General features: G+C 60.0%; 16 protein-coding genes. 9 read left to right on the forward strand and 7 right to left on the reverse strand.

Annotation, left to right across the window (positions count from 1 at the left end; genetic code table 11):
* The first annotated feature begins 78 nt into the window (after positions 1–78).
* Positions 79–2,832 carry a TonB-dependent receptor domain-containing protein gene (locus KYK83_RS08450; protein WP_222827900.1) on the forward strand — a complete coding sequence of 918 codons (2,754 nt, stop codon included), beginning with the start codon at positions 79–81 and terminating at the stop codon, positions 2,830–2,832.
* A gap of 52 nt (positions 2,833–2,884) precedes the next feature.
* Here KYK83_RS08450 and KYK83_RS08455 read toward each other — a convergent pair whose 3' ends face one another.
* Positions 2,885–3,736 (reverse strand): DMT family transporter, encoded by an 852-nt coding sequence (locus KYK83_RS08455; RefSeq protein ID WP_222827901.1) that lies wholly within the window; start codon positions 3,734–3,736, stop codon positions 2,885–2,887.
* A gap of 325 nt (positions 3,737–4,061) precedes the next feature.
* Between KYK83_RS08455 and KYK83_RS08460 the strand changes: the two genes are divergently transcribed.
* The 3 genes from KYK83_RS08460 (at position 4,062) to KYK83_RS08470 (ending at position 10,001) form a co-directional block, all read left to right on the forward strand.
* Positions 4,062–6,497: a S9 family peptidase gene (locus KYK83_RS08460; RefSeq protein ID WP_222827902.1), complete on the forward strand. Its 2,436-nt coding sequence runs from the start codon at positions 4,062–4,064 to the stop codon at positions 6,495–6,497.
* A 180-nt stretch (positions 6,498–6,677) separates the two neighbouring features.
* Entirely contained in the window at positions 6,678–7,808 is a 1,131-nt protein-coding gene (locus KYK83_RS08465; RefSeq protein ID WP_222827903.1) for a glycosyltransferase family 4 protein, read from the forward strand.
* A 24-nt stretch (positions 7,809–7,832) separates the two neighbouring features.
* Complete coding sequence (locus tag KYK83_RS08470; RefSeq protein WP_222827904.1) at positions 7,833–10,001, forward strand: amylo-alpha-1,6-glucosidase; 2,169 nt, start codon at positions 7,833–7,835, stop codon at positions 9,999–10,001.
* Between the two features lie 93 nt (positions 10,002–10,094).
* Here the strand turns inward: KYK83_RS08470 and KYK83_RS08475 are convergent, their stop codons facing one another.
* The 6 genes from KYK83_RS08475 to KYK83_RS08500 all read right to left on the reverse strand — a co-directional run bounded on the left by KYK83_RS08475 (position 10,095) and on the right by KYK83_RS08500 (position 15,448).
* Positions 10,095–10,772, reverse strand: a complete 678-nt coding sequence (locus tag KYK83_RS08475; RefSeq protein WP_222827994.1) for a response regulator transcription factor — start codon at positions 10,770–10,772, stop codon at positions 10,095–10,097.
* A 102-nt stretch (positions 10,773–10,874) separates the two neighbouring features.
* Entirely contained in the window at positions 10,875–11,897 is a 1,023-nt protein-coding gene (locus tag KYK83_RS08480; protein ID WP_222827905.1) for an aldo/keto reductase, read from the reverse strand.
* Positions 11,898–11,911: 14 nt separating this feature from the next.
* Complete coding sequence (locus KYK83_RS08485) at positions 11,912–12,655, reverse strand: SDR family NAD(P)-dependent oxidoreductase (protein ID WP_222827906.1); 744 nt, start codon at positions 12,653–12,655, stop codon at positions 11,912–11,914.
* Between the two features lie 10 nt (positions 12,656–12,665).
* Complete coding sequence (locus tag KYK83_RS08490) at positions 12,666–13,808, reverse strand: acyl-CoA dehydrogenase family protein (RefSeq protein ID WP_222827907.1); 1,143 nt, start codon at positions 13,806–13,808, stop codon at positions 12,666–12,668.
* Between the two features lie 14 nt (positions 13,809–13,822).
* A complete protein-coding gene (locus KYK83_RS08495) occupies positions 13,823–14,800 on the reverse strand; it encodes an NAD(P)H-dependent flavin oxidoreductase (protein ID WP_283249931.1) in 978 nt (325 codons plus the stop codon).
* A 57-nt stretch (positions 14,801–14,857) separates the two neighbouring features.
* Positions 14,858–15,448 carry a flavin reductase family protein gene (locus KYK83_RS08500; RefSeq protein WP_222827909.1) on the reverse strand — a complete coding sequence of 197 codons (591 nt, stop codon included), beginning with the start codon at positions 15,446–15,448 and terminating at the stop codon, positions 14,858–14,860.
* A 220-nt stretch (positions 15,449–15,668) separates the two neighbouring features.
* On the opposite strand from KYK83_RS08500, the gene KYK83_RS08505 reads away from it, so the two are divergent.
* From KYK83_RS08505 to KYK83_RS08525, 5 genes are all read left to right on the forward strand, one after another.
* Positions 15,669–18,689, forward strand: coding sequence for a TonB-dependent receptor (locus tag KYK83_RS08505; RefSeq protein ID WP_222827910.1), 3,021 nt, complete (start codon positions 15,669–15,671; stop codon positions 18,687–18,689).
* A 110-nt stretch (positions 18,690–18,799) separates the two neighbouring features.
* Positions 18,800–20,353, forward strand: a complete 1,554-nt coding sequence (locus tag KYK83_RS08510; protein WP_222827911.1) for a tryptophan halogenase family protein — start codon at positions 18,800–18,802, stop codon at positions 20,351–20,353.
* Positions 20,350–21,069, forward strand: coding sequence for a SapC family protein (locus KYK83_RS08515; RefSeq protein WP_222827996.1), 720 nt, complete (start codon positions 20,350–20,352; stop codon positions 21,067–21,069). The genes KYK83_RS08510 and KYK83_RS08515 overlap by 4 nt, the downstream gene beginning before the upstream one ends.
* A complete protein-coding gene (locus KYK83_RS08520; protein ID WP_346729440.1) occupies positions 21,062–22,093 on the forward strand; it encodes a cupin-like domain-containing protein in 1,032 nt (343 codons plus the stop codon). Before KYK83_RS08515 ends, KYK83_RS08520 begins: the two co-directional genes overlap by 8 nt.
* Positions 22,090–23,592, forward strand: a complete 1,503-nt coding sequence (locus KYK83_RS08525) for a tryptophan halogenase family protein (RefSeq protein WP_222827912.1) — start codon at positions 22,090–22,092, stop codon at positions 23,590–23,592. Before KYK83_RS08520 ends, KYK83_RS08525 begins: the two co-directional genes overlap by 4 nt.
* Positions 23,593–23,618 lie beyond the last annotated feature (26 nt).

Genomic DNA, 23,618 nt, shown 5'->3' on the forward strand with positions numbered 1-23,618 from the left:
CGCCTTCGCTTTTCAAATGGGGCGATCGCTGCGCTCCACTCCAGTTTCAAAGGCCTGAATATGAGGGGGTCTCGAACCATGTCGACCGGCAAGCAGCTTACTGCGCTGCTCCTGTTCACCACCGCGCTCACCCTGCCCGCAGCGGCATTCGCTCAGGATGCGGGTGTCGGCACCGGTGCCGAAGGCGTACCCGCAGATGAAGATGCCGCTACCGATGCCCTTCAGGCACAGCAGGCACAGGGCATCGACAACACGCCGCAGGAAGAAGAGTTCGAAGAACCCGATATTTCGGTGCCCGGTGGCTCTATCGTTGTTACCGGACGCCGCCGGCAAGACGTCACCCGCGCGTCCTCGCAGGTCGTGTCCGTGCTCGACAGTGCCAGCATCGCCCGCTCCGGCGAAGGCGACATTGCGGGCGCCCTTACCCGCGTGACAGGTCTTTCCACCGTGGGGAACGGTCTCGTCTTCGTTCGCGGCCTTGGCGATCGTTATTCGCTCGCCCTGCTCAATGGTCTTCCCCTGCCCTCACCGCAGCCGCTGAGCCGTGTCGTCCCGCTCGACATCTTCCCGACCAGCGTCATCGCGTCCAGCCTCGTGCAGAAAACCTACTCGGCCAACTTCCCGGGCGAATTCGGGGGCGGCGTGATCAACCTCACGACCCGCGCGGTACCGGACGAAAGCTTCGTCAAGGTCAGCGCGGGCATCTCCGGCGACACCGAAACCACATTCGGGACCGGATACAGCTATTACGGCTCGGATTACGACTGGTTCGGCTTCGACGACGGTCGCCGCGAACCTGGTCCCAACCTGCAGTCCTTCCTTAACAGCGGCCTCCAGATCACCGACCCGCAGGTCGATCAGCAGGCGATCCTGCTCGAACTGGGCGATCCCAATCAGATCCTCCTCCAGAGCACCGATGAACTGCCGGTCAACTGGTCGGCAGGCATCACGGCAGGCACGAGCTTCGACGTTTTTGCCGACGGACGTTTCGGCATCATCGCCACCGCCTCGCTCAGCAACAAATGGCGCAACCGCTTCATCACCCGCCAGGTCGCGGTGAACGGCGCGCTCGATCTCGATCAGGACGGCACGCAGTTCCAGACCGACCAGCGCATCCTCGCAAATGCGATGCTCGGCCTCGGTCTCGAGGTGGGCGAACACCGGTTCCGCCTGACCAATCTCTTTATCCGGGACTCGCTCAAGCGCGCATCGCTGGCACAGATCAACGATCTGACCGATGATGATGACGACCTGTTCCAGAATACCGGCTGGTACGAACGCCAGCTGTTCGACACACAGTTTGTCGGTGAACTCGAATTCGGCGATCTCTCGGTCGATCTGCGGGCCGGTTATGCGCAAACGCAGCGCGAAGCGCCCAATGAATGGGAATTCGTCTATACCCGCGACCTTACGCCCACGACCCAGCTCGACGAAATCTATCTGAACCTCCAGAACGGCGGTCAGCGCGGGCGCACCACGGTGGCCTTTTCCGATCTGACTGAAGATCTCTATTACGGCGGTCTCGATCTCAGCTATCAGTTCGCCGACTGGGTTACGCTGACGGTTGGCGGCGCCTATACCGACACGACTCGCCTCTCGCGCCGCCGGGAATTCGATATCCGCGCCACGGGCGCCTATCCGCTCGTTTTCGGCGCATTCCGACCCGACAACCTGCTTGGCGATGCCCTGATCAATCTCGGTTACGATACGGCGGCGCAGGCTGCTGGCGGCATCGGCCCCTTCGGCTATCAGATCATCGACACGACCGCATCGGACCCGGCCTTTTCCGCCGGGCTGGAGATCAAGGCGGGGTATGTGCAGGCCAATCTGACGCAATCCGATGCCCTGTCGCTCGACATTGGCATCCGCTACGAAGACGCCACGCAGGAAGTGGTACCGCTCGGGCTCGACGGGCGTCCGAACGGCTCGGCCAATGCCACCCTGCTGAACAACGATTACTTCCTCCCTGGCGCCACGCTGACATGGGAAGTGATGGATAGCGTCCAGCTGCGCCTCAACGCGTCCAAGACCATTGCCCGCCCGCAGTTCCGCGAACTGATCCTGCAAACCTATTACGATCCGGAAACGAACCGGCAATTCACCGGTAACCCCGGCCTGATCGACAGCCGCCTGACCAATTACGAAGCCCGCCTCGAGCATTATTGGGGATCGAACAGCCGGGCCAGCGTGGCAGGCTTCTACAAGGATATCGAAAACCCGATCGAAATCTTCTCGAGCTTCAACGACAACGCGGTCGTCAGCCGCTTCGCCAACGCCCCGTCGGCCAAGCTCTACGGTGCCGAAGTCGAGTTGCAGTGGAACAAGGACCTCTACGACCTCGGCGAATGGTGGGACAGCAAGCGCTTCGTCGCCATCGCCAACTACACCTACACCAAATCCGACATCAGTGTTCAGGATGGCGATCTCGTCAACATCCCAGAACTTGGCGGGCTTCAGCCGGCGTCGAACTTCTTCGAAGACGGCACGGCGCTGACCGGCCAGTCGGATCACATCGCCAATGTGCAGCTCGGCCTCGAGGACCTCGACCGCGTCAGCCAGCTTACCGTCCTGTTCAATTACGGCAGCAAGCGCGTGATCAGCCGCAGCACCCTCTCGCGTCCGGACATCATCGAAGACCCGGGCCTGACGATCGACCTCGTCGCTCGGCAGGGTTTCCAGCTGGCAGGCGCCGAGCTGGAACTGAAACTCGAAGCGCGCAACCTGACGGGACGCGATCATTTCGAATACCAGACGGCCGGCGACGCCCGGATCGAGAACAACAGCTACCGCGTGGGCCGCAACTTCGCAGTCTCGCTATCGGCTGAATTCTAAGCTTCTGCGAAGACTAGGCCGGGGGCCGCTTTCTGGCGGCCCCTCGTCATCCTCAAGTCGAACGTCCTAGCCGGGTCATCAACACGCCGGCCAGCACGATCATGGTGGAAACGACTTTCGCCAGGCTGAGCTTTTCTCTGAGTACGAACACGCCGATCAGTAGAGCAAAGACGATCGAAGTTTCGCGCAATGCGGTGACGAGTGCGATGGGCGCCTGCGTAAACGACCAGACGACCAGCGCGTATGCCGCATAGGATGCGCCCCCGCCGATCAGCGTCAGCCGCAACCCCTGACGCGGGATCCACTTCAACGCCGAGGGCCGCACCACTGCAGTAATGGCACCGAACGCCAGCGCATTTCCGATGGTCAGCCAGCCGTAATAGCCCAGCGCCGTCCCCGCCTCGCGCGCACCCAGTCCGTCGATCAGGGAATAGGACGCGATGAAACAGCCGGTCGTCAGCGCCAGCACGGCGGCCTTGCGATCATGCAGCCCGTCCCTCTTTCCGACCAGCGCGATGGACATGATGCCGAGGCCGATCAGCGCGATGGCGCCCAGCTCGACCGGCTGCAGGCTGACACCCAGCAACGCCACCGAAACCAGCGCCACGATCAATGGCGCGCTCCCCCGCGCCAGCGGATAGACCTGCGTCAGATCGCCGGCATCGTAAGACGCCATCAGAAAGAACTCATAACCCAGATGCAGGCTGATCCCCGCCAGTATCAGCGTGTAGCTGGAAGGGTCCGGCGCCGGCACGAAGAAGAGCGTCGGTATCGCAAATACCGCCTGCCCGATGACGACGGCCGCGGTGCCGAGATATTTGTCCTTCCCACTCTTCACCATCGCGTTCCAAGCGGCGTGAAGCGCGGCGGCGAGGATGACGGTAAAGAAAATAGCGGCGCTCATGCCGGCGGCTATAAAAAGATTGACGCGAGCATGTACAGGTGATGCTGCCGAGAAAAACCGGTGCCAACTGTGGTCTGGTCTCTTCCAATTGGCGATTGGCAGAAGGCACGACTTTCAAATCGTTGGATACGCCTCTGCGGAACCGTCCATGTCCCTCGCAGCCGTTTACGGATCGGCTCCTTGCGCTTAGCGTACCCCCAAGGGAGCTATTCCGTTGATTCGATGGTCAAATATCTTGCCAAGGGCGATCTCTTGGTCCTCGCTCTTTCTCGTCGCCTTGTGCACTGCAGGTACTGCCCACTCGCGTCCACTCACGATTGATGACGTGCTGGCGATACAGACCGTCGACGGTGCAGATATTTCGCCAACTTCCGGCGAAATCGCGATCGCGATGCCCCGCCCAGCAGCGCCGGACGAAGTGTATGGTCGCAACTCATACGAGATCGACCCGTCGCGCAACGACATATGGCTTGTGCAACGCGACGGTACGGCTCTTCGGCGCCTCACGAATGGCCAGCCGGACGCTGCGGCGTATTGGTGCCCCCACTGGAATGCCGATGGAAACTACCTCGCCATGTTGTCCACGGCACCTCAGGGCAACGAACCCCGGGGTGGTGACAATGCGCGGCTTTACGTTTGGGATCGCGGGTCGAAAACTCCGCGCCGCCTAAGTGAAAGAGCTATCATGACGCAGACGCGTTACGGGGGCCCGCTGAATGAAGTCGATCTGCGTGCCGCTCGAAAAAGCTCTCCTGAACAATGCCGCGCCAATGATGAAAATGCACCTTTCGTCTGGCTCGACGAAACCCGGCTGCTCGCGATCCTTATGCCCGAGGGCGAAAATTCAGCTTTCGTAGACCGTTACGCCAGGTATCACCGCGAAGCGGCGCGCGCAGGCGCCGAAATCCGCGCCGGCGAAGTTGCGACCGTTTCGCGGTCTGACAGCCCAGGCGAGAACCCCACGGAATATCGCGCCGAGCTGGTCTTATTCGATGTGGCAGACGGGTCGCAGACGACGCTCGGGTGGGTGCCGGCGTTCCCAATGTTCGGCGCGTTGACCATTGCGCTTTCACCCGATGGGGCACGGGCCGCTGTACTTGCTCCGCGCCGCGCCATCCCGCAGCATTTGCTGGCTTCGCCCAGATTGAACTTCGCTACTTGGGAGATCGAAAATACGTTGCTCGTCGCAAACCTGCAGGGCGATGTTAAACTTACCGAGATTTCACTGCCGGCCGAAGCGAGCTTTCCAGTCGATCTTGGCTCCTGGTCTCCGGATTCGCGCTATCTCACGCTCAGAGCAAGAGGCGATACCTCGCGCAATGCTGCAGAACTATGGGCTCTGGATGCGGAAGCCGGCACGTTGGAAGCCATGGCGCCGGGCGAAGATGCGGGCCCGCTTTATCCGCAACGCGGACCGGGCGATTATGCTTTCTGGTCAGGGGACGGCAAGCTCCTGGTCAAGGCAGCGAAGGCCGGCGGCGAGGGGCGCTGGCGAAGCATAGATGTAGCCGAGGGAAAAGAACTCGCGTTTTCGTCCGGCCTCGCTGGCCTGAGTTCACCGAGGCAGCTCGCCGATGGATCGCTCGTCGCAAAAGCTGGCGACAGCCACGTTCGCTACGCGTCCGACCAAGGTCAGTTCGTCCGCTGGCCTCCCATCGACGTTGCCGGGTGCACGGGGCCGGCAGAACTTGTCATGCGTTATGAAGGCGATGTCGCGAGATACACCCTGTGGACGATCGCCGGGCCTCTCGACGCCGCCGTTTCGCTCGATCCCGCCACCCGGATCCTCGATCATGATTGCACGGGTCTGGTGGTCGCCCAACACAGCCAGGTGGGCAGCGTCGTTCGCTTCGTCCCATGGGCTGGGACACCGGCCAACCTGATGGAGCGCAACACGCATCTCGCCGCAGTGGAACGGGGAGAGCGGCGGATGATCGACTATACGCACGCAAACGGCAGCGCACAGAAGATGGCCGTGCTGTTTCCGCCGGATTACGATCCGGCAAGAAGCTACCCCACTCTCTTCTGGGTCTATGGGCGTCACTCGCCGAGCGGGGTGGATGACTATTTCCTCGATCCGCAAATGCCGGGCTTCTACAATCTCGATCTCTATGCGGGGCAAGGCTTTGTGGTCGTCATTCCGTCCATCCCGATCCCGCGGGGCGACGCTCCGAACGAATCCTTCGCCGCAATACCGGGAGGCGTCCTTCCCGCGCTCGACAAGCTGATCGAGCTGGGCATCACCGACGCGGCACGCGCCGGGGTTTTCGGGCACAGCTACGGTGGCTTCACCGTCAATGCGCTCGTCGCCCAGACCGATCGCTTCGCTGCTGAGGCCTCCCTGTCGGGGGCGAGCGATCTGGCGACCGCCGCGGCCTCGTTCGATCCCACTGCCCGCGGATGGCGGGGGGCCGAACAGGACATGGCCTTCAACCAGGGTATTTACGAAAGCGGTCTCAATTTCAAAGTGGACCCCGGCACGGACCCGGCACTTTACCACCGCAATTCCCCGCTGACCCATGTCGATCAAATCGTCACACCGCTTCTGATCATTCATGGCGAGCTCGATGTTCGAGCGCCTCTCACCCAGGCGGAGACGCTCTATTCACTCCTGCACCGCCGGGGCAGACCGGCGAGACTTCTGCGCTATTGGGGAGAGAACCATTCGCTTGCCAATTCGCCGGCCAATGTCCGCGATATCAGTCACGAATTGTTGGCCTGGTTCGACCGGCACTTACGTGGCCGAACGGACGAGGACTAATCCGCACCACCCCATTCCGCGCCTGAATTGAAAACCGCCTCTTCGGGACACTGCGTAACAGCGAACCGCTGCATTATTCCTTCCGTCGCACCGGCCGCCCCTTCTATCGCTAAAAGCCGGCAGCCGCGAGCTGGAATGCCGGAATTTCCGTTTGGACTGTGACGCTTTGAAAGGGTCTTCATGCGCATAGCCCAAATCGCTCCGCTTGCGGAAAGTTGCCCTCCAAAATTATACGGTGGAACCGAAAGGATCGTGCACTTCCTGACCGAAGAACTGGTCAGCATGGGGCATGACGTCACCCTTTTCGCCTCGGGCGATTCCCGGACCAGCGCCGAGCTGGTGCCGTGCGTTCCTCAGGCGCTCAGGCTGGTCGACGGCGCGCAGAACCTCGTGCCGCATCATCTAAGCATGGTGGAGCGCGTGCGGCGGCGGCTCAGCGATTTCGACATCGTGCATTTTCACATCGACCTGTTTCACTATCCCGCCATCCTCACCTGGGAGACGCCGACGGTCACGACGTTGCATGGGCGGCTGGATATTCCCGACCTGCAGACCTGCTATCGTACATTCTCGCAGGTTCCTCTCGTTTCCATCTCGCAGAACCAGCGTATGCCGATGCCCCCGGTAAACTGGATCGACACCGTCTATCACGGTCTCCCGGACCAGATGCTGCCCTACGACAAGGACGGCGGCGATTATCTGGTATTCCTCGGTCGTATTTCGCCGGAAAAGCGACCCGACCGGGCGATCGAGATAGCGGTGCGAAGCGGTCGGCCGCTCAAGATGGCGGCCAAGATCGACGCGGTGGACCAGGCCTATTGGGATGCGGAAATCCGCCCTCTGGTCGAAGCGCACGACAACATCGAATATATCGGCGAAGTGAACGAAGCGCAGAAGGCGGAATTGCTGGGCGGCGCAGGCGCGCTGCTGTTCCCGATCGACTGGCCCGAACCCTTCGGTCTGGTGATGATCGAAGCCATGTCCTGCGGCACGCCCGTAATCGCCTGGAGAAACGGCTCGGTGCCCGAAGTGATGCAGGACAAGGTGAGCGGCCGGATCGTCGACACGATGGATGATGCCGTTGCAGCCGTGGACGAGGTGTTCGGTTTCGACCGGGCGAAGGTTCGGGACTATTTCGAACGACGCTTCACGGTCCGCCGCATGGCCGACGATTACGTGCAGATGTTCGAACAGCAGATCGCCAGGCACCAGAATTTGCGCGCCATCGATACCGTCGATGTCTTTCCGGATGCGCTGCGCCAGGGTTCCTTCCGCGCAGGGCGGCCGCCTGCGCTGGATACGGCTGCCTGAATTGAAAAGGAGGGCAGGCAAATCTTGTTAGAAAACGGTACGGTCGTTCTCGATGGGCAGCACCAGGTGCAATCATCGACGTCGATTCAGGAACAGGAACTTCGCGCCGTAAAACACGGCGATTCCTTTGCGCTATTCGATACCCATGGCGACGTCGTCGGGGCCGAAGCCACGCCCGAAGGGGTCTACTTTCGCGATACGCGGCAACTTTCTTTCTGGCGCCTCACGATCTGCGGCACCTACCCCATGCTTCTGGGATCGGCGCTGGATGACCGGGTCGATGCCCTGATCGTCGATCTGACCAATTCCAGCCTGACCAACCGAACCGGCCAACGCATCCCCAATGACGTCCTGCATTTCGGGCGGGTCAAGTTTCTGCACGAAGGCAGCGCGTTCGAACGGCTTTCGGTACGAAACTTCGACCAGTGTGCGCACAGTTTCAGCATCGAACTGACCCTGGGTGCGGATTTTCGCGACATGTTCGAAGTGCGCGGCGACAAGCGCGAGCGGCGCGGAACCCATGCCCAACCCCGCTGCACCCCGGACGGGGTCGAATATCGTTATACCGGGCTCGACGATATCGAGCGTCGGACCGCGATCAGTTTCGCTCCCAAGCCGGACTTCATCAGCGACCACAAAGTGCGTTTCGATGTGAGCCTTGCGCCGGGCGAGCGGAAGGTTTTCTACACCCAGATCGCCTTTACCGACGATGAGAACGAAAACCCCACGCGCGCATATCTCGAAGGTTACCGGGCACTGCGCCGGGGGCGCCGCGATGCGCTGGTCGGTCGTCCCTCGCTCGTCTCTTCCAATACCTCTTTCGATGCGATGATGGCGCGCAGCATCGCAGATGTGACGACGCTGACCACCCAGACGCCGCAGGGGCCTGCGGCATATGCCGGCATTCCGTGGTATTGCACCCTGTTCGGGAGGGATTCCCTCGTGACCGCGCTGGAAATGCTCTGGTACGATCCTTCCCTGGCTCGCGGGACCCTGCTCCGCCTGGCCGAATTGCAGGCAGTTGCAGATGACCCGGCAGCCGATGCAGAGCCAGGTAAAATCCTCCACGAAACAAGGCTCAACGAAATGGCCAATACCGGCGAAGTTCCCTTTCGCCATTATTACGGCAGCGTCGATTCCACCCCCTTGTTCATCTTCCTTGCGGGCGAGTATTTCCGCCGCACGGGCGACAGGGAAAGCATCGAAGCGCTGTGGCCCCACCTCGAAGCAGCTTGCGCATGGATCGAAAATGCAGGCGATCGCGATGGTGACGGCTTCTTCGAATATGGCCGTCGAAACCAGAATGGCTTGCGCAACCAGGGCTGGAAGGACAGCCACGATGCGATCTCTCATGCCGATGGAAGGCTGGCCGAAGGGCCGATCGCGCTCGTCGAAATGCAGGCCTACGTCTATGGCGCCTGGCGGGCCATGGCCGACATCTCGAAGGCCCGTGGAGACCGCGGGGCGGCAAGGGAATGGCGCGCAAAAGCAACCGATCTGAAGCAGCGCTTCAATGCCACATTTTCCGATGAGGAGCTTGGATGCTATATCCTTGCGCTCGATGGCGACAAGCAACCATGCCGCGTCGTGTCCTCCAACGCGGGCCATGCTCTCCTGACCGGTATTGCCACACAGCGTCACGCGGAAGCGGTGGCGGCGCGTCTGCTGGAGCCTGATTGCTTCTCCGGTTGGGGCATCAGGACACTCGCGCGCGGGGAAAGCCGTTACAATCCGATAAGTTATCACAACGGTTCGATCTGGCCGCATGACAACGCCCTGATCGCGGCGGGTTTTTCGCGTTACGGCTTGCAGGATGCGGTAGCCAGGGTCTTCGGTGCCCTGTTCGAAGCGACCTTCTATTTCGACCAGCAGCGCTTTCCCGAACTGTTCTGCGGCTTCGGTCGCCGCCATGGCCGCGGCCCCACGCTCTACCCCGTGGCTTGCGCACCGCAGGCCTGGGCAAGCGGCGCGCCGATGTACATGATCCAGGCTGCGCTCGGGCTGAACGTTTGCGCGCCTGACGCAGTCCGGTTCGACAAGCCGAGCCTGCCCGCCTTTTTGTCCAACCTGTCGCTCGACGGGCTGGCCTGCGGCGAAGCAAGCGTTGACCTTGACGTCCAGCAGATCGGTCCGGCGACCAGCGTTTTCGTGCGCCGCGCAGGTAAGAACGTTAAAGTGGCAATTGGAATTTAATCGGTCGGAGCTGGTTCTTCAAAGCGCAGTCGGCGGGCAGTCTTCCCGTCGTCGCTCCGGAAATGCCTCACGCCCCTCGCTCACCAGCCCGCTTCATTCGTAGCTGTCGTATACATAGCCCAGCGAACGGACGGTGCGCACCCGTTCGCCTGCCCCGACGATCCGCAGGGCGCGGCGCAGGCGACCGATCCAGACATCCACGGTACGCTCGTCGATCGGCGGCTCCTGTTTGCCGAGGGCTTCGATCAGATCGGTGCGGGTCAGCACGCGGTCGGGATGCTGGGCGAAGAAATGCAGCAGGCGGAATTCGTTCGGCCGCAGGTTCAGTGGCTGCCCCGCCCAGCGCGCCTGCAGGGCTGCAAGATCGACCAGCAGCGCGCCCAGTTCCAGCCGTTCGTTGATCCGCGGCTGCCCGATGCCGCCCTGCAACGCCATGACCCGGTCCAGAATCATAGTGCGATCGACCGGCCCCACCAGATAATCGTCCGCCCCGGCGCGCAGAGCGCGGCGTTTGTCGTCTGCATCATCCTGTTCGAGCACGATGGTGATATGCGCTTCGTCGAGACGCGGGTCTCCGCGCAGACGGCGACACATCTCCAGACCCGAAAGGTCTTCCATCACCCAGTCGACGAAAGCACAGACCGGCCCTTCGACCAGCCGTCTCGGGCCATCGGAATACAGACGGGCGAATGCATAGCGCATCTCGCCATTCTCGAAATCGGGAAGCTCCCCTGCAATCGGATCGGTCAGGAAAATATTGATCGTGCGCACGCGGTTTTCATCCCACCCTGTCGGGGGATGCGATGGCGCACTCATGTGACTGGTTTGTGACCCGCTCGGCGCGATTGTAACACTTTGCGCCGGTTACGCTTCCTACGTGTCCGCGACCGATAGCGACCAGTTGCGCGGGACCGTGGTTTCGACGCCGACGGGGCTCTTGGGCAGATATGGCGCTTCAAGCCGCGCGACCTCGTCTTCGGTCAGGCCCAGGTCCATGGCCGCAACTGCGGCGGTGATATGTCCCTCCTTGGTCGCCCCGACGATCGGCGCCGTCACGCTCTTGGCGAAATGCCAGGCCAGCGCCACCGTCGCGCGAGAGACACCGCGCTCCTCTGCAATTGCACCCACGGCCTCCACGATGGCGCGGTCCGCTTCTTCCTGCTGGCGATAGAGCGTTTTGCCGAACCCGTCCGTTTCGCTGCGTACGGTGGTCTCGTCCCAGCTGCGCGCAAGCTTGCCGCGCGCCAGCGGGCTCCATGGAATGATCCCGACGCTCTGATCCGCGCATAGCGGCAGCATCTCGCGCTCTTCCTCGCGGTAGAGCAGATTGACGTGGTTCTGCATGGAGATGAAACGTGTCCAGCCATTCGCCCTGGCGACCTCCTGCGCCTTGGCGAATTGCCATGCCCACATGGACGACGCGCCGATGTAACGGGCCTTGCCCGCCTTCACGATATCGTGGAGCGCCTCCATCGTTTCCTCGATCGGCGTGTCCTTGTCCCAGCGGTGGATCTGGAACAGGTCGACGTAATCCATGTTCAACCGGGTCAGGCTGTCGTCGATTGCCTGCATCAACGCCTTGCGGGACAGGCCGCCGGCATTGGGTGCCTGCCGCCAGGGCATGAAGGCCTTGGTTGCCAGCACGATCTCGTCCCGCTTGGCAAATTCGGGCAGCAGCTTGCCGACCACTTCTTCCGATGCGCCGAGCGAATACATGTTGGCGGTGTCGAAGAAGTTGATCCCGGCTTCCATCGCCTCGCGAATGAAGGGACGCGACTGGTCCTGATCGAGCACCCAGTCCCCATGCCAGCCGCGGCTGGTATCGCCATAGCTCATGCAGCCGAGGCAGAGGCGCGAAACCTTGAGGCCCGAGGGGCCGAGATTGACGTATTCCATAATCTCTCTTCCTTTCAGGAAAGCGTCATGCCGCCATCCACGCGGATGGTCTGGCCGACGATGTAATCTGCCAGCGGCGAGGCGAGAAACAGCGCTGCGCCAGCCATGTCCTGCGGCGTGCCCATGCGGCCGGCGGGTATCCGCGCGACGGCACCTGCTACCCGCTCCTCATTGTCGGTGGTGACCTTGGTCAGCTTGGTGGGCACCAGGCCGGGCGCGATACCGTTTACGCGAATGCCCTCGCCAGCCCACGCCTGCGCCAGGCTGCCGACCAGGCTCACCGCACCGGCCTTGCTCGCGGCATAGGCAGGGTTGCCGATCATCGCGTGATAGGCGCCCACCGAACTCACGACGATCAGCGATCCGCCGCGCTCGGCCAGCATGGGCCGCACCATGCGCGCGCAGTCCATCAGCGAATTGAGATTGACTGCCATCACCACGTCCCAGCCCTCGCGCTCGAACTCTTCGCGGCCGTACCGAACGGTACCCTGACACAGGACCACCACATCGAGTGTTCGGGGCAGTGTTCGGCTCAAATCATACGTATGATTGACATGCTTTGTGGCGTCGAAGCGATGGAAATGGAGCCCGCGAAGATCGCTGCCCTCCTCGGCCGAATACTCCTCCGCCGCGCGTGTGCCGGTGACATGGACATGCCCGCCGCGGCTGAGGAAGCCATGCGCAATGCCATTTCCGATACCACTCGACCCGCCTATGACGAGAATGGTTTTGCCCGTGAAATCAAGCGGTTCGGCCACTCTTCGCTCCTCAGATCGACCGGCTGATCACTTCCTTCATGATCTCGTTCGTGCCGCCGAAAATGCGCGTCACGCGCGCATCGCGCCACAGGCGGGCGATGGCGTATTCGTTCATGTACCCCGCCCCGCCATGCAGTTGCAGCGCCTTGTCGCAAGCCTCCCACTGCAAGTCCGTATGCCACAATTTCGCCGCGCTCGCCTCGTCCGTCGTCAGCTCGCCGGCGAGGTGTTTCCTGATCGCCCAGTCGAGATGCGCCCAGCCGACTTGCAGCTTGGCCTTGAGGTCTGCGAGGACGAATTTGGTGTTCTGGAATTCGAACACGGTCTTGCCGAAAGCCTTGCGATCTTTGGTGAATTTCACCGCTTCGTCGAAAGCGCGCTGTGCAGCCGCCTGCGCTCCGACGGCAATACCGAGGCGTTCCTGAGGAAGCTCTTCCATCAGGTGCACGAAGCCTCTTCCTTCGCCACCCAGAATATTGGTCATCGGCACGCGGCAGTCGTTGAAGAACAGCTCGGAAGTATCCGCAGAATGCTGCCCGATCTTGTCGAGATTGCGCCCACGCTCGAACCCCGGAGTGTCAGCGTCCACCAACACCAGCGTGGTGCCCCTCGCGCCCTGCGAGGGATCGGTCTTGGCGACCACAATGATCACATCGGCATTCTGCCCGTTGGTGATGTAAGTTTTGGACCCGTTGACGACCAGATGGTTGCCATCCTTGATCGCAGTCGTTCGAATGCCCTGCAGATCGCTCCCGGCCCCCGGTTCAGTCATAGCAATTGCGGAAATGACGTCGCCCGACACCATGCCAGGCAGATATTTGGCGCGCTGTTCATCCGTGCCGAGGCGTTCGATATAATTGGCGGTGATGTCGTTCTGAAGGGTGAAGCCTGCCGAACTGCCGAGATAGGACAGCTCCTCGCACAACACACAATTGAAGCCGAAATCGAGACCCAGGCCGCCATTCTCTTCCTTGACGGTCGGGCACAGCATCCCCGCCTCGCCCAAGGCCTTCCATGCTGAGCGGGGAACAATCCCTTCTTCCTCATGCTGGTCGAGATAGGGGGTCATGTGTTCTGCAAAGACCTTGCGCACAGTATCGCGAAAGGCCTCGTGATCTTCGTTATACGCGGTGCGCTGGCTTGTATCGAGCATCGTCGTTCTCCCCTTCAGGCGGCCAGCAAGCCAGTGAGGCGCTGGCGGATCAGGCTCTCCGCTTCGGCCATGATGCCGTCGATCAGTTCCTTGCAGGTGGGAATATCGTCGATCAGTCCCGCCACCATGCCGCATGACCACGCGCCAGCGTCCATGTCTCCTTCAGTCATGATGCGCGGGTAGACCCCCGCCACTTCTTCGATGATGTCTTCGAATTTCAGATCTGCGCCCAGCTTCCGTTCTTTCTCCAGCAGCCGTTCGACAGCATCGTTGGTCATCACCCGCTCGGTATTGCGCAAGGGCCGCATGACGAGGCGCGTGTCGAGCTCGCTCGCAGCAACAATCGCCTTTTTTACATTCTCGTGAACCGGCGCTTCTTTCGTCGCGATGAAGCGCGTGCCCATGTTCATCCCGTCGGCACCCATGGCCAGGCTGGCGACGAGGCTGCGCGCATCGGCCATGCCGCCACTGGCCACGAAAGGAATTTCCAGCTCGTCCGCCGCGCGCGGAAGCAGGATCATGTTCGGAATGTCGTCCTCGCCAGGGTGACCACCGCATTCGAACCCGTCGACCGAAACAGCATCGCATCCGATCGACTGTGCCTTGAGGCTATGCCGCACGCTGGTGCACTTGTGGATCACCTTGACGCCTGCATCCTTGAAGAAGGGAAGCACCTGCTGCGGATTGTTGCCCGCGGTCTCGACGATTTTTACGCCGCCCTTGATGATGACCCGAACGAGCCCAAGGTAATCCGGGGCATTCACGGTGGGGAGAAATGTCAGATTCACACCGAAGGGCTTGTCCGTCATGTCTTTGCAGCGGGCTATCTCGTTGGCGAGCTTTTCGGGCGTGCCCTGTGTCAAACCCGTGATTATGCCGAGCCCACCGGCGTTCGATACAGCCGCTGCCATCTCTGCCAAGCCAACGTAGTGCATCCCGCCCTGGATGATCGGGTGTTCGATTCCGAACATTTCAGTAATACGGGTTTTCATAGCCTGCATCTTTCCTAGTTGCTTTTCGCAACGGGTATCGGTGTGCAGCCGATGAGTCTAGCGCTTCGCCAAGGCTTCGAGAGCCTCGAGCAATTCCTTGCCGCTCGTCGTAAGGGAAAGCTCACCACCCAGCCTTTCGGCCAGGCCTTCCCTCTCCAGATCGTCACCGGTCGGCGAACGCATCACTCTTCCGTACTGGCCGCCGTGATAGATCAGCGGTTCGGCCTCACGCCGGTCGAAATCCACCACTTCGCCAAGAAAGATCGCATGATCGCCGCCTTCATATTCGAACCGCGCGCGGCAACCGAAACGTGCGGCATAGCCATTCAAGAGCGGCGCGCCTTCCGGCCCATCGGCACTATCCATGCCGGCGAACTTGTCTTCGCCCGGGCGCGCAAACCGGTCTGACATGGATTGCTGGTCTGCGGCAAGAACGTGAACCGCCCAGCTTTCGGCATCGCGAAATACCGGCAGTGAGCCCGACTTGAGCGACAGGCTCCACAGCACCATCGGGGGATCGAGGCTCACCGAATTAAAACTGTTCGCCGTCAGGCCGAAAGGCCGCCCTTCCGCGTCTCTCGCAGTCACGATCGTTACGCCGGTAACGAAGCTACCTAATGCGTCGCGGAAAGCCTTGGGTTCGAACATCGTCGCTCAGCTAACCTTGCACTGCCTCTTCGGCAACAGCTGAAGCCGTTATCGGGGTAAATTCCATCCCATGAAAGCTGCAACATCTTTGCAACATTAGCGCCTTTTTCCAGCGCCGCCTTGCTAGAAGAATTGACCAAGTGAACGTTATCAAATAGGTGAACGTTCACATAAAAGTGTTTCGTGCGTGGCATGCGCACGAATTGGGAGGAGAATCAGCATGAATTTGAAGCGCAAGCCTTCGCTCGTCCAATTTCTGGCCGGCGCATCGGTTGCCGCAATGGGCGCCAGCGCTCCGCTCGCCATGGCGCAGGATGCGACCGCTGGCGACGAAACTTCGGATGAAATTTTGCAAGACGATAGCGATGTCATCATCGTTTCGGGCATTCGCGCCAGCTTGCAAGATGCGATGAACATCAAGCGCAATGCTGTTGGCGTGGTCGACGCGATCAGCGCTGAAGACATCGGTAAATTCCCCGATACGAACCTGGCTGAATCGCTCCAGCGCATCACTGGTGTTTCGATCGACCGTCAAAATGGCGAAGGTTCGCGAGTGACCGTCCGTGGTTTCGGACCGGATTTCAACCTCGTGCTCCTCAATGGTCGCCAGATGCCCGCCTCCACGCTGGGCGATTGCTGCTCTGCACCGGCATCGCGTTCCTTTGATTTCGCGAACCTCGCATCTGAAGGCGTCGCGGGAGTGGAAGTCTACAAATCGGGCCGCGCGTCCCTGCCAACCGGCGGGATTGGCTCGGTCATAAATATCAAGACGCCGCGTCCTCTGGACCGTCCTGGCTTCCAGGGAAGTATCGGTGTCAAGGGTGTGCTGGACTACACGTTCGAGGACACGAAAATCACTCCGGAAGTTTCCGGCATCATCAGCAAGACCTTTGCAGACGATACAATCGGCGTTCTGGTGACCGGCTCATATCAGCGCCGCAAGGCGAGCCTGTCGCAATTCTCGGTCGGTGAATGGCGCGAAGGCTATCTCGCCACCGAAGGAAACTGGGGCTCTCTCGCGATGCCCGGCGACCCACGTTTCGATAACATCGAAAACCGTCCCGAAGGCGACGATATCTATCAGGTCCCGCAGAACGCAGCTTACGACTTCACCGACATCGATCGTGAACGCATCAACGGCCAGGCCGTGCTGCAATTCCAGCCATCCGACCAGTTCACGGCAACCCTCGACTATACATTCTCTCAGAACACCATTGATGCGCGTACCAGCAGTATCGGTGTATGGTTCAACCATGATCAAACCAGCAGTAGCTGGACCGACGGCCCGGTCGCCGGACCAAACTTCTATTCGGAAGTCTTCGCTCCGCCCGAACCTGCCGTCGGCAATAACGGAAAAGATCTGGCAATCACCGGGGCTGTGGCGGCCAACCGCAACATCAATCATTCAATCGGCACCAATCTCGAATGGAATCATCCGAGCGGCATGCGGTGGGTATTGGATGCGCACTATTCGACGGCTGAATCGAAGCCGACCTCCCCTTACGGCAGCAATGTCGCCGTGGGCACATCAATCTTTGGCGTGCAGAGCCAGACTGTCGATTTCACCACCGACCTGCCGGTGATCTCCGTTAACATGTATCCGGGATCGGAGATCGATGCCTCGAACATTCGTCCTTCCGGCAACGCATTCCGCAATGCCTATATGAAGGACCGGATCATCGAGGCGTCCCTGCGTGGTGGATATGACTTCGACGACAGCTTCATCGAAAGCCTCGACTTTGGAGTCACCTTCACCGACAACAAGGTTCGCACGGCTTACGGCTTCCTCCAGAATGAAACCTGGGGCGGAACGCTGAGCGCAGACGAAACGCCGGACGATTTCTTCACTCCGCGCAGCACGTCAGAAGACCTTCAAGGGATGAACGGCGCGGACAGTCCGAACATCATCCCTACCTATTACAATATCGCCACCGAACAACTGATCGATCTGCTCGAATCCAGCATCGGTATCTGTTCCGATCCGTTCGTAGGCGTTCCACTTGGGGAGGGATGTCTCGCCGAGTATTCGGTCGATCGTCGCCTGCGTGAAAAGACGCTCGCTCCGTTCGTCCAGTCGCTTCACACTTTCGACCTTATGGCGGACGAAGCGCATCTCCGTCTGGGATTGCGGTATGAAACAACCGACGTGAAGTCGTCGGCGCTCGTTCCCATTCCTACCGGTACCGAGCAGTCGTCTGAAAACGAAATCGCTGTTCGCTATGATGGCGGAGCAGCAGGGTTCACCACGTTTGCAGGCAAGTACAACAACTGGTTGCCTGCCGTCGATTTCGACATATCGCCGATCAACGATGTCGTGCTCCGGGCATCATATAGCCATACGATTACGCGGCCGGACTATGCCAGCCTGAATGGCGGGCTGACCGTGAACTCGCCGGCTCGTCCCAATGGTGGCAGCACTGGCGGTTCGGGCAACCCGAACCTGCTTCCGTACAAATCGAAGAACATCGACCTTTCGGCTGAATGGTTCTATGCCCCGGCAAGCTACGTTTCCGTGGGCTATTTCCGGAAAAGCGTCAGCAACTTCATCGCTAACGCGACAACGCAGACCACAGCCTTCGGTCTGACGAACCCCAGCCAGGGAGCCGTTGCTCAAGCAGCTCGCGCAGCTTTGGGCGACGACGCTACCTTTGCTGAAATTCTGGCTTATGCCGCTGCGAACAATCCAGAAATGGTGACGTTCGACGCCGATGGCGACCCGGTTGGTCTGCTGGGCCAGCCTGGCGATCCGGAACTGGTGTTTACACTGACCCAGCCCTTCAACAGCGATCAGTCGGCGACTCTCGACGGTTTCGAATTCGCAGTGCAGCATAGCTTCTGGGAGACGGGCTTCGGCGTTATCCTGAACTATACGATCGTGAAGAGCGACACGGACTACGACAACACCCTGCGCTACACCGAGCCTCAGTTCGCTGTGACAGGCGTGTCGGATAGCGCCAACGCTGTCCTGTATTATGACAAGGGTGGCCTCCAGGCCCGCGTAGCTTACAACTGGCGCGACGAATTCCTGTCCGGATACGGCTTCGATCCGTTCTATGTCGAAGCCTACGGTCAAGTCGACGCCAGCGCGAGCTACGAGTTCAGCAATGGCGTGACGATTTTCGGCGAGGCGATCAACTTGCTCAATGAAGATCGCCGCGGTCATCGCCGCGCCGATCAGGCGGTTTACTTTGCCGCTCCGGGCCACGCCCGCTATACCGCTGGCCTGCGCTTTACGTGGTAATCGAAAGCGGAGGCGACGTCCTTCGTATTCGAATGTTAGGAGAGCCGCACTGCCAGCAAGCAGTGCGGCTCCTTTGGCACCGCAGATAAGCAAGGTTATGGACCAGATGGATGTCAGGCGAATTTACTAATCTGGTGATTGTAGGCGGGGGAACGGCCGGATGGCTGTCCGCTTGCATCCTGGCTGCCAGGCGGCCGGAACTCGCAATTACTTTGATCGAAGCGCCGGACATCCCGACGGTCGGTGTGGGCGAGGGAAGCTGGCCAACGCTACGCGAGACATTGGCCGTTATCGGGATCGATGAGACCGAGTTCCTCACGGAATGCGACGCTTCGTTCAAGCAAGGCTCCCGCTTCGACGGATGGGTCGATGGCTCCGAGCGCGACTGCTATTACCATCCCTTCTCCGCCCCGCTTTCGGGCTCCATGCCGGACATTCTGACGGCTTGGAAGATGCAGAATGACGGGCAACCCTATGCCGAGGCGGTGAGCCCGCAAGCCGCAATCTGCAACCGCGACCTCGCCCCCCGGCAGCGAACTATGCCTCCCTTCGCCGGAGCGCTCAATTACGGCTACCACCTCGACGCTGGCAAGTTCGGCGCGTTGCTTGCCAGTCACGGCGTAAAGAGGCTTGGCGTTCGTCATGTGCATGGGAAGGTGACGGGTACCGAGCGGTCAGTAGATGGGCTATTTACTCGGTTGCTGCTTGATAACGGCTCAGCAATCGAGGGCGACTTCTTCATCGATTGCACCGGAATGGCCAGCAAGTTGATCGGCGAAGAACTCGAGATTGGATGGGTCGACCGGTCCGACGTTTCTTTCAACGATCGCGCTCTTGCAGTTCAGGTCCCCGTCGTGCCTGATAGCGCGATCGCATCACAGACAATCGGCACTGCGCATCGGGCTGGCTGGTTGTGGGATATCGGCTTGCCGACCCGCCGCGGGGTGGGCTGTGTCTACTCGTCTGGTTTTCTCTCAGATGACGAGGCCCAAGCCATTTTGATGAACTATATCGGTTCTAGGATAGCTGGCGCCGAGCAGACGGCTCTTACTCCGCGCGGTCTCAAGTTCTCCACCGGCTATCGTGACAAATTCTGGGCAGGCAACTGCTTGGCAATTGGTCTTTCGGCAGGGTTTATCGAACCGCTTGAAGCGTCGGCCATCGTGCTGATCGAATTGTCGCTAAAGGCCTTGGCCGACGGCTATCCGCAAAGCCGCGCAGCGCTCCCCCGGCTCGCCGATCGCTTCAACAGCCTGTTCCGTTATCGCTGGGAGCGGATCGTGGACTTTCTCAAACTCCACTATGTTCTCAGTACCCGCACGGAACCATATTGGCAGGCTCACCGCGATCCCGCTACCATACCCTCCTCCCTTGCCGCCCACCTCGATCTGTGGCGTGATCACGCGCCATCCAGCGGCGACTTCCCACAGATCGACGAGATTTTCTCAGCGGCGAGCCACCAATATGTGCTTTACGGCATGCGCTTCCCGCAGCCAGCGGACATCAGCAGTGCGCCGAGCAGCGAGGTACAACGACAGTTCGCGAAGGTCGCCGAACGTAGTCGTGCGCTAAGCGCGGCGCTGCCTTCCAACCGGGCCTATTTCGATGCACTGTGCTCATCAATGGACAAGAATTCGGCACGAGGGGTACCGACCAGACAATGACTAGCCACGAAGTTCTGAACACTGCCGATCATGCGGAACTGCGCGTGCGTACCGAAGCAGGCACTGCGCTCGGCGATGCTGTCATGGCCGCCCTTGTTGTTCCTCAGGAGTTTCGTCAAGTTCAGGCGCATTATCCGATAGTATTCCGCCGCGACGCGGAAAACGGCGAATTCAGTGCCTTAGCCCTCTTCGGCTTTGAAAATGGCGAGAACCTGTTCCTTGGCGAGGATGCCTGGGACGCCCGGTACATCCCGCTATCAATCTCCGTCCGCCCTTTTCTCATAGGTCGCAGTCGGGATGAGGGCGGTGAGGCGCAGGTTCACATCGATATGGACCATCCCCGCATAGCAATCGGCGAGGAAGGAACGCGGGTTTTCGACGAGCACGGACAAGCCACGCCTTTATTGGATGATATGTCGGAAAAGCTTGGTTTGCTCCATGCTGGCTATGAAACGTCCAAACACTTCTTCGAAGCGCTGGCGCGATATGACTTGCTCGAACCGTTCGTCTTTGAGGTGCCTCTTTCAAACAGATCGAAACAGTCGCTTGTCGGCTTCCACATGATAAATGAAGATAAGCTGCGTTCGTTGGACGCCGATGCGCTTGGAGCACTTCAAGCCGACGGATATCTGATGCCGATATTCATGGCTGTCGCATCTCTCTCCAACCTGACCGAACTGGTCGTCCGGAAGAATGCAAAGGAGGATCGTGGCTGAAGCCGCTCCCTCTATTTTCGCGCAGATGAAGCACGTCGAGAGCCGCGAGGTGGCAGACGCTGTCGCGCTTTCGGCGCTGCTTGACGACGACCCGCAGCCATTTGTCGTGCGAGGGCTGGTAAAGGATTGGCCTCTCGTAACGCGCGGGCTGAACTCTGCACACGAGGCGCGGGAATATCTGCTCGAACGGGCCCGCCCCGTACCGTTCACGGTCACGATCGGACAACCTGGGCGTGACGGTCGCCTCTTCTACGACGACGATTTCGAGATGAACTTCCGCACCGCACGTGGGAAATTACCTGATATTTTCCGCGGCTTTGACGACAACGAAGGTCGCTCGGACGCTCCTGCGATCTATCTCACGTCGGTCGACATGAAGCTATTTTTCGACGGTCTCGTTGAAGACAACCTGTCGCCAGTCGATGACCGCGACCCGCTCCACAGCATTTGGATAGGCACCGCCACGAGAATTGCCGCCCACAACGACTTCCCGCGCAACCTTGCGTGTTGCGCAGTTGGTCGGCGACGTTTTACCATCTTTCCGCCGGAGCAGTTTGAGAACCTCTACGTCGGTCCACTTGAAAACACACCCGCAGGGCGGGCGGTCAGCATGGTGGATTTTCACGCGCCCGATTTCGATGCTCATCCTCGGTTCGCAGAAGCTTTAAGACATGCTCAAGTCGTCGAACTTGAACCTGGCGATGCAGTCTACATCCCCTCGATGTGGTGGCATCATGTAGAGGGCCTCGACCCATTCAATGTTCTGGTGAATTATTGGTGGCGCGATACGCCCGCGTTCCTGGGTCAGCCCCAAGAGGCCCTTAACCACGCAATTCTCGCCATCCGGGATCTGCCACGCGAAGAACGGAATTTCTGGCGGAAGTTGTTCGATCATTATGTGTTCGAGAATCCCGCCGAAGTGACAGATCACATACCCGAACAAGCCCGAGGCATCTTGTCGCCGCTGACATCCAGAACAGCTGGTCAGATCCGGGCGTTTCTTTTGAGGACCCTCAATCGATGAGCAGCGACTATAAGCCCCGGCGCATTGTAGTGGCTGGCGGCGGCACCGCAGGCTGGATGACTGCGGCCGCGCTGGCAAAAACGATGGGAGATGCGATCGATCTGACACTCGTCGAAAGCGATGCGATCGGAACAGTCGGAGTGGGCGAAGCAACCATCCCACCACTTATCAACTTCAACCGTCTACTTGGCATCAACGAAGCCGAGTTCATGCGCGAGACGCAGGCGACGTTCAAACTCGGCATCGAGTTCGAGAACTGGAAGCGCGACGGCGAGAAATACTTCCATTCTTTCGGTTCAACAGGACGCGATCACTGGTCGGCTGGATTCCAGCATTTCTGGGGCGAAGGGCTGCTGCGCGGGCACGACTACAGTTATGATGACTATTGCCTCGAACTGTGCGCGGCATATGCCGGAAAGTTCGCGCATTTGCCCGACAACCGATTGAACTATGCCTACCACCTCAATGCGACCGCCTTCGCCGCCTTCCTTCGCCGGATTGCCGAAGGTGCCGGCGCGAGCAGAGTTGAAGGAAAGATTGCGCACGTCGAACTCGACGGTGAAAGCGGGAATATCGCTGCAATCGGCTTGGAGAACGGACAGCGGTTGGAAGGCGATATTTTCGTCGACTGTACTGGTTTCCGAAGCTTGCTAATCGAAGGTGCGCTGCACGTTGGCTACGATGATTGGTCTCATCACCTGCCGTGCGACAGCGCGATTGCCGTGCAGACGGAATTATCTGCGTCTCCCGTGCCCTACACACGCGCTATCGCGCACGATGCGGGATGGCAGTGGCGCATTCCATTGCAGCACCGCGGCGGCAATGGGATCGTCTATTGCAGCCGATACTTGTCCAAAGATGCCGCACATGATCGACTGATGTCGACCCTCGAAGGCAAGGCGATCAGCGAACCTCGTGCAATCCCGTTCACCACCGGAGCCAGGCGCAAGCAGTGGCATCGCAATTGCATCGCCATCGGGCTGTCTTCAGGTTTTCTCGAACCGCTGGAATCGACGAGCATCCACTTGATCCAGCGTGCAGTGATCCGCCTCCTGCGTATGATGCCTGCCGGCGAGGTGAGTGAACGCGACAGCGCCGAATTCAATGATCAGCAACTTACCGATATGATACAGGTCCGCGACTTCCTGATCCTGCATTACAAAGCCACCGACAGGCGCGACAGCGCGTTCTGGCGTCAATGCGCAACGATGGACATTCCCGATAGCCTTACCCAGAAGATGGAACTGTTCCGCGAAACCGGGCGCGTGTTCCGCAAAAACGACGAGCTCTTTGTCGAGAACAGCTGGGTTCAGGTGATGCTCGGCCAAGGCATCCTGCCTCAGGCTTTTCATCCTGTGGCGAAGAAAATGAGCGACGAGGAACTTTCGAAGTTTCTCGAGATGCTCCGCACCAATGTTGCGCGTACGGTGCAAGGTCTCCCTGCCCATCACGCCTATGTCGCGCAATTTTGCGGGGCAAAAGGGGTCGCTGCTGCCTGAAAGCAGCCTTCCAACTCACGCGGCGT

Origin of the sequence: Qipengyuania pacifica, assembly GCF_019857205.1 — a bacterium.
GTDB classification, from domain to species: Bacteria; Pseudomonadota; Alphaproteobacteria; order Sphingomonadales; family Sphingomonadaceae; genus Qipengyuania; species Qipengyuania pacifica.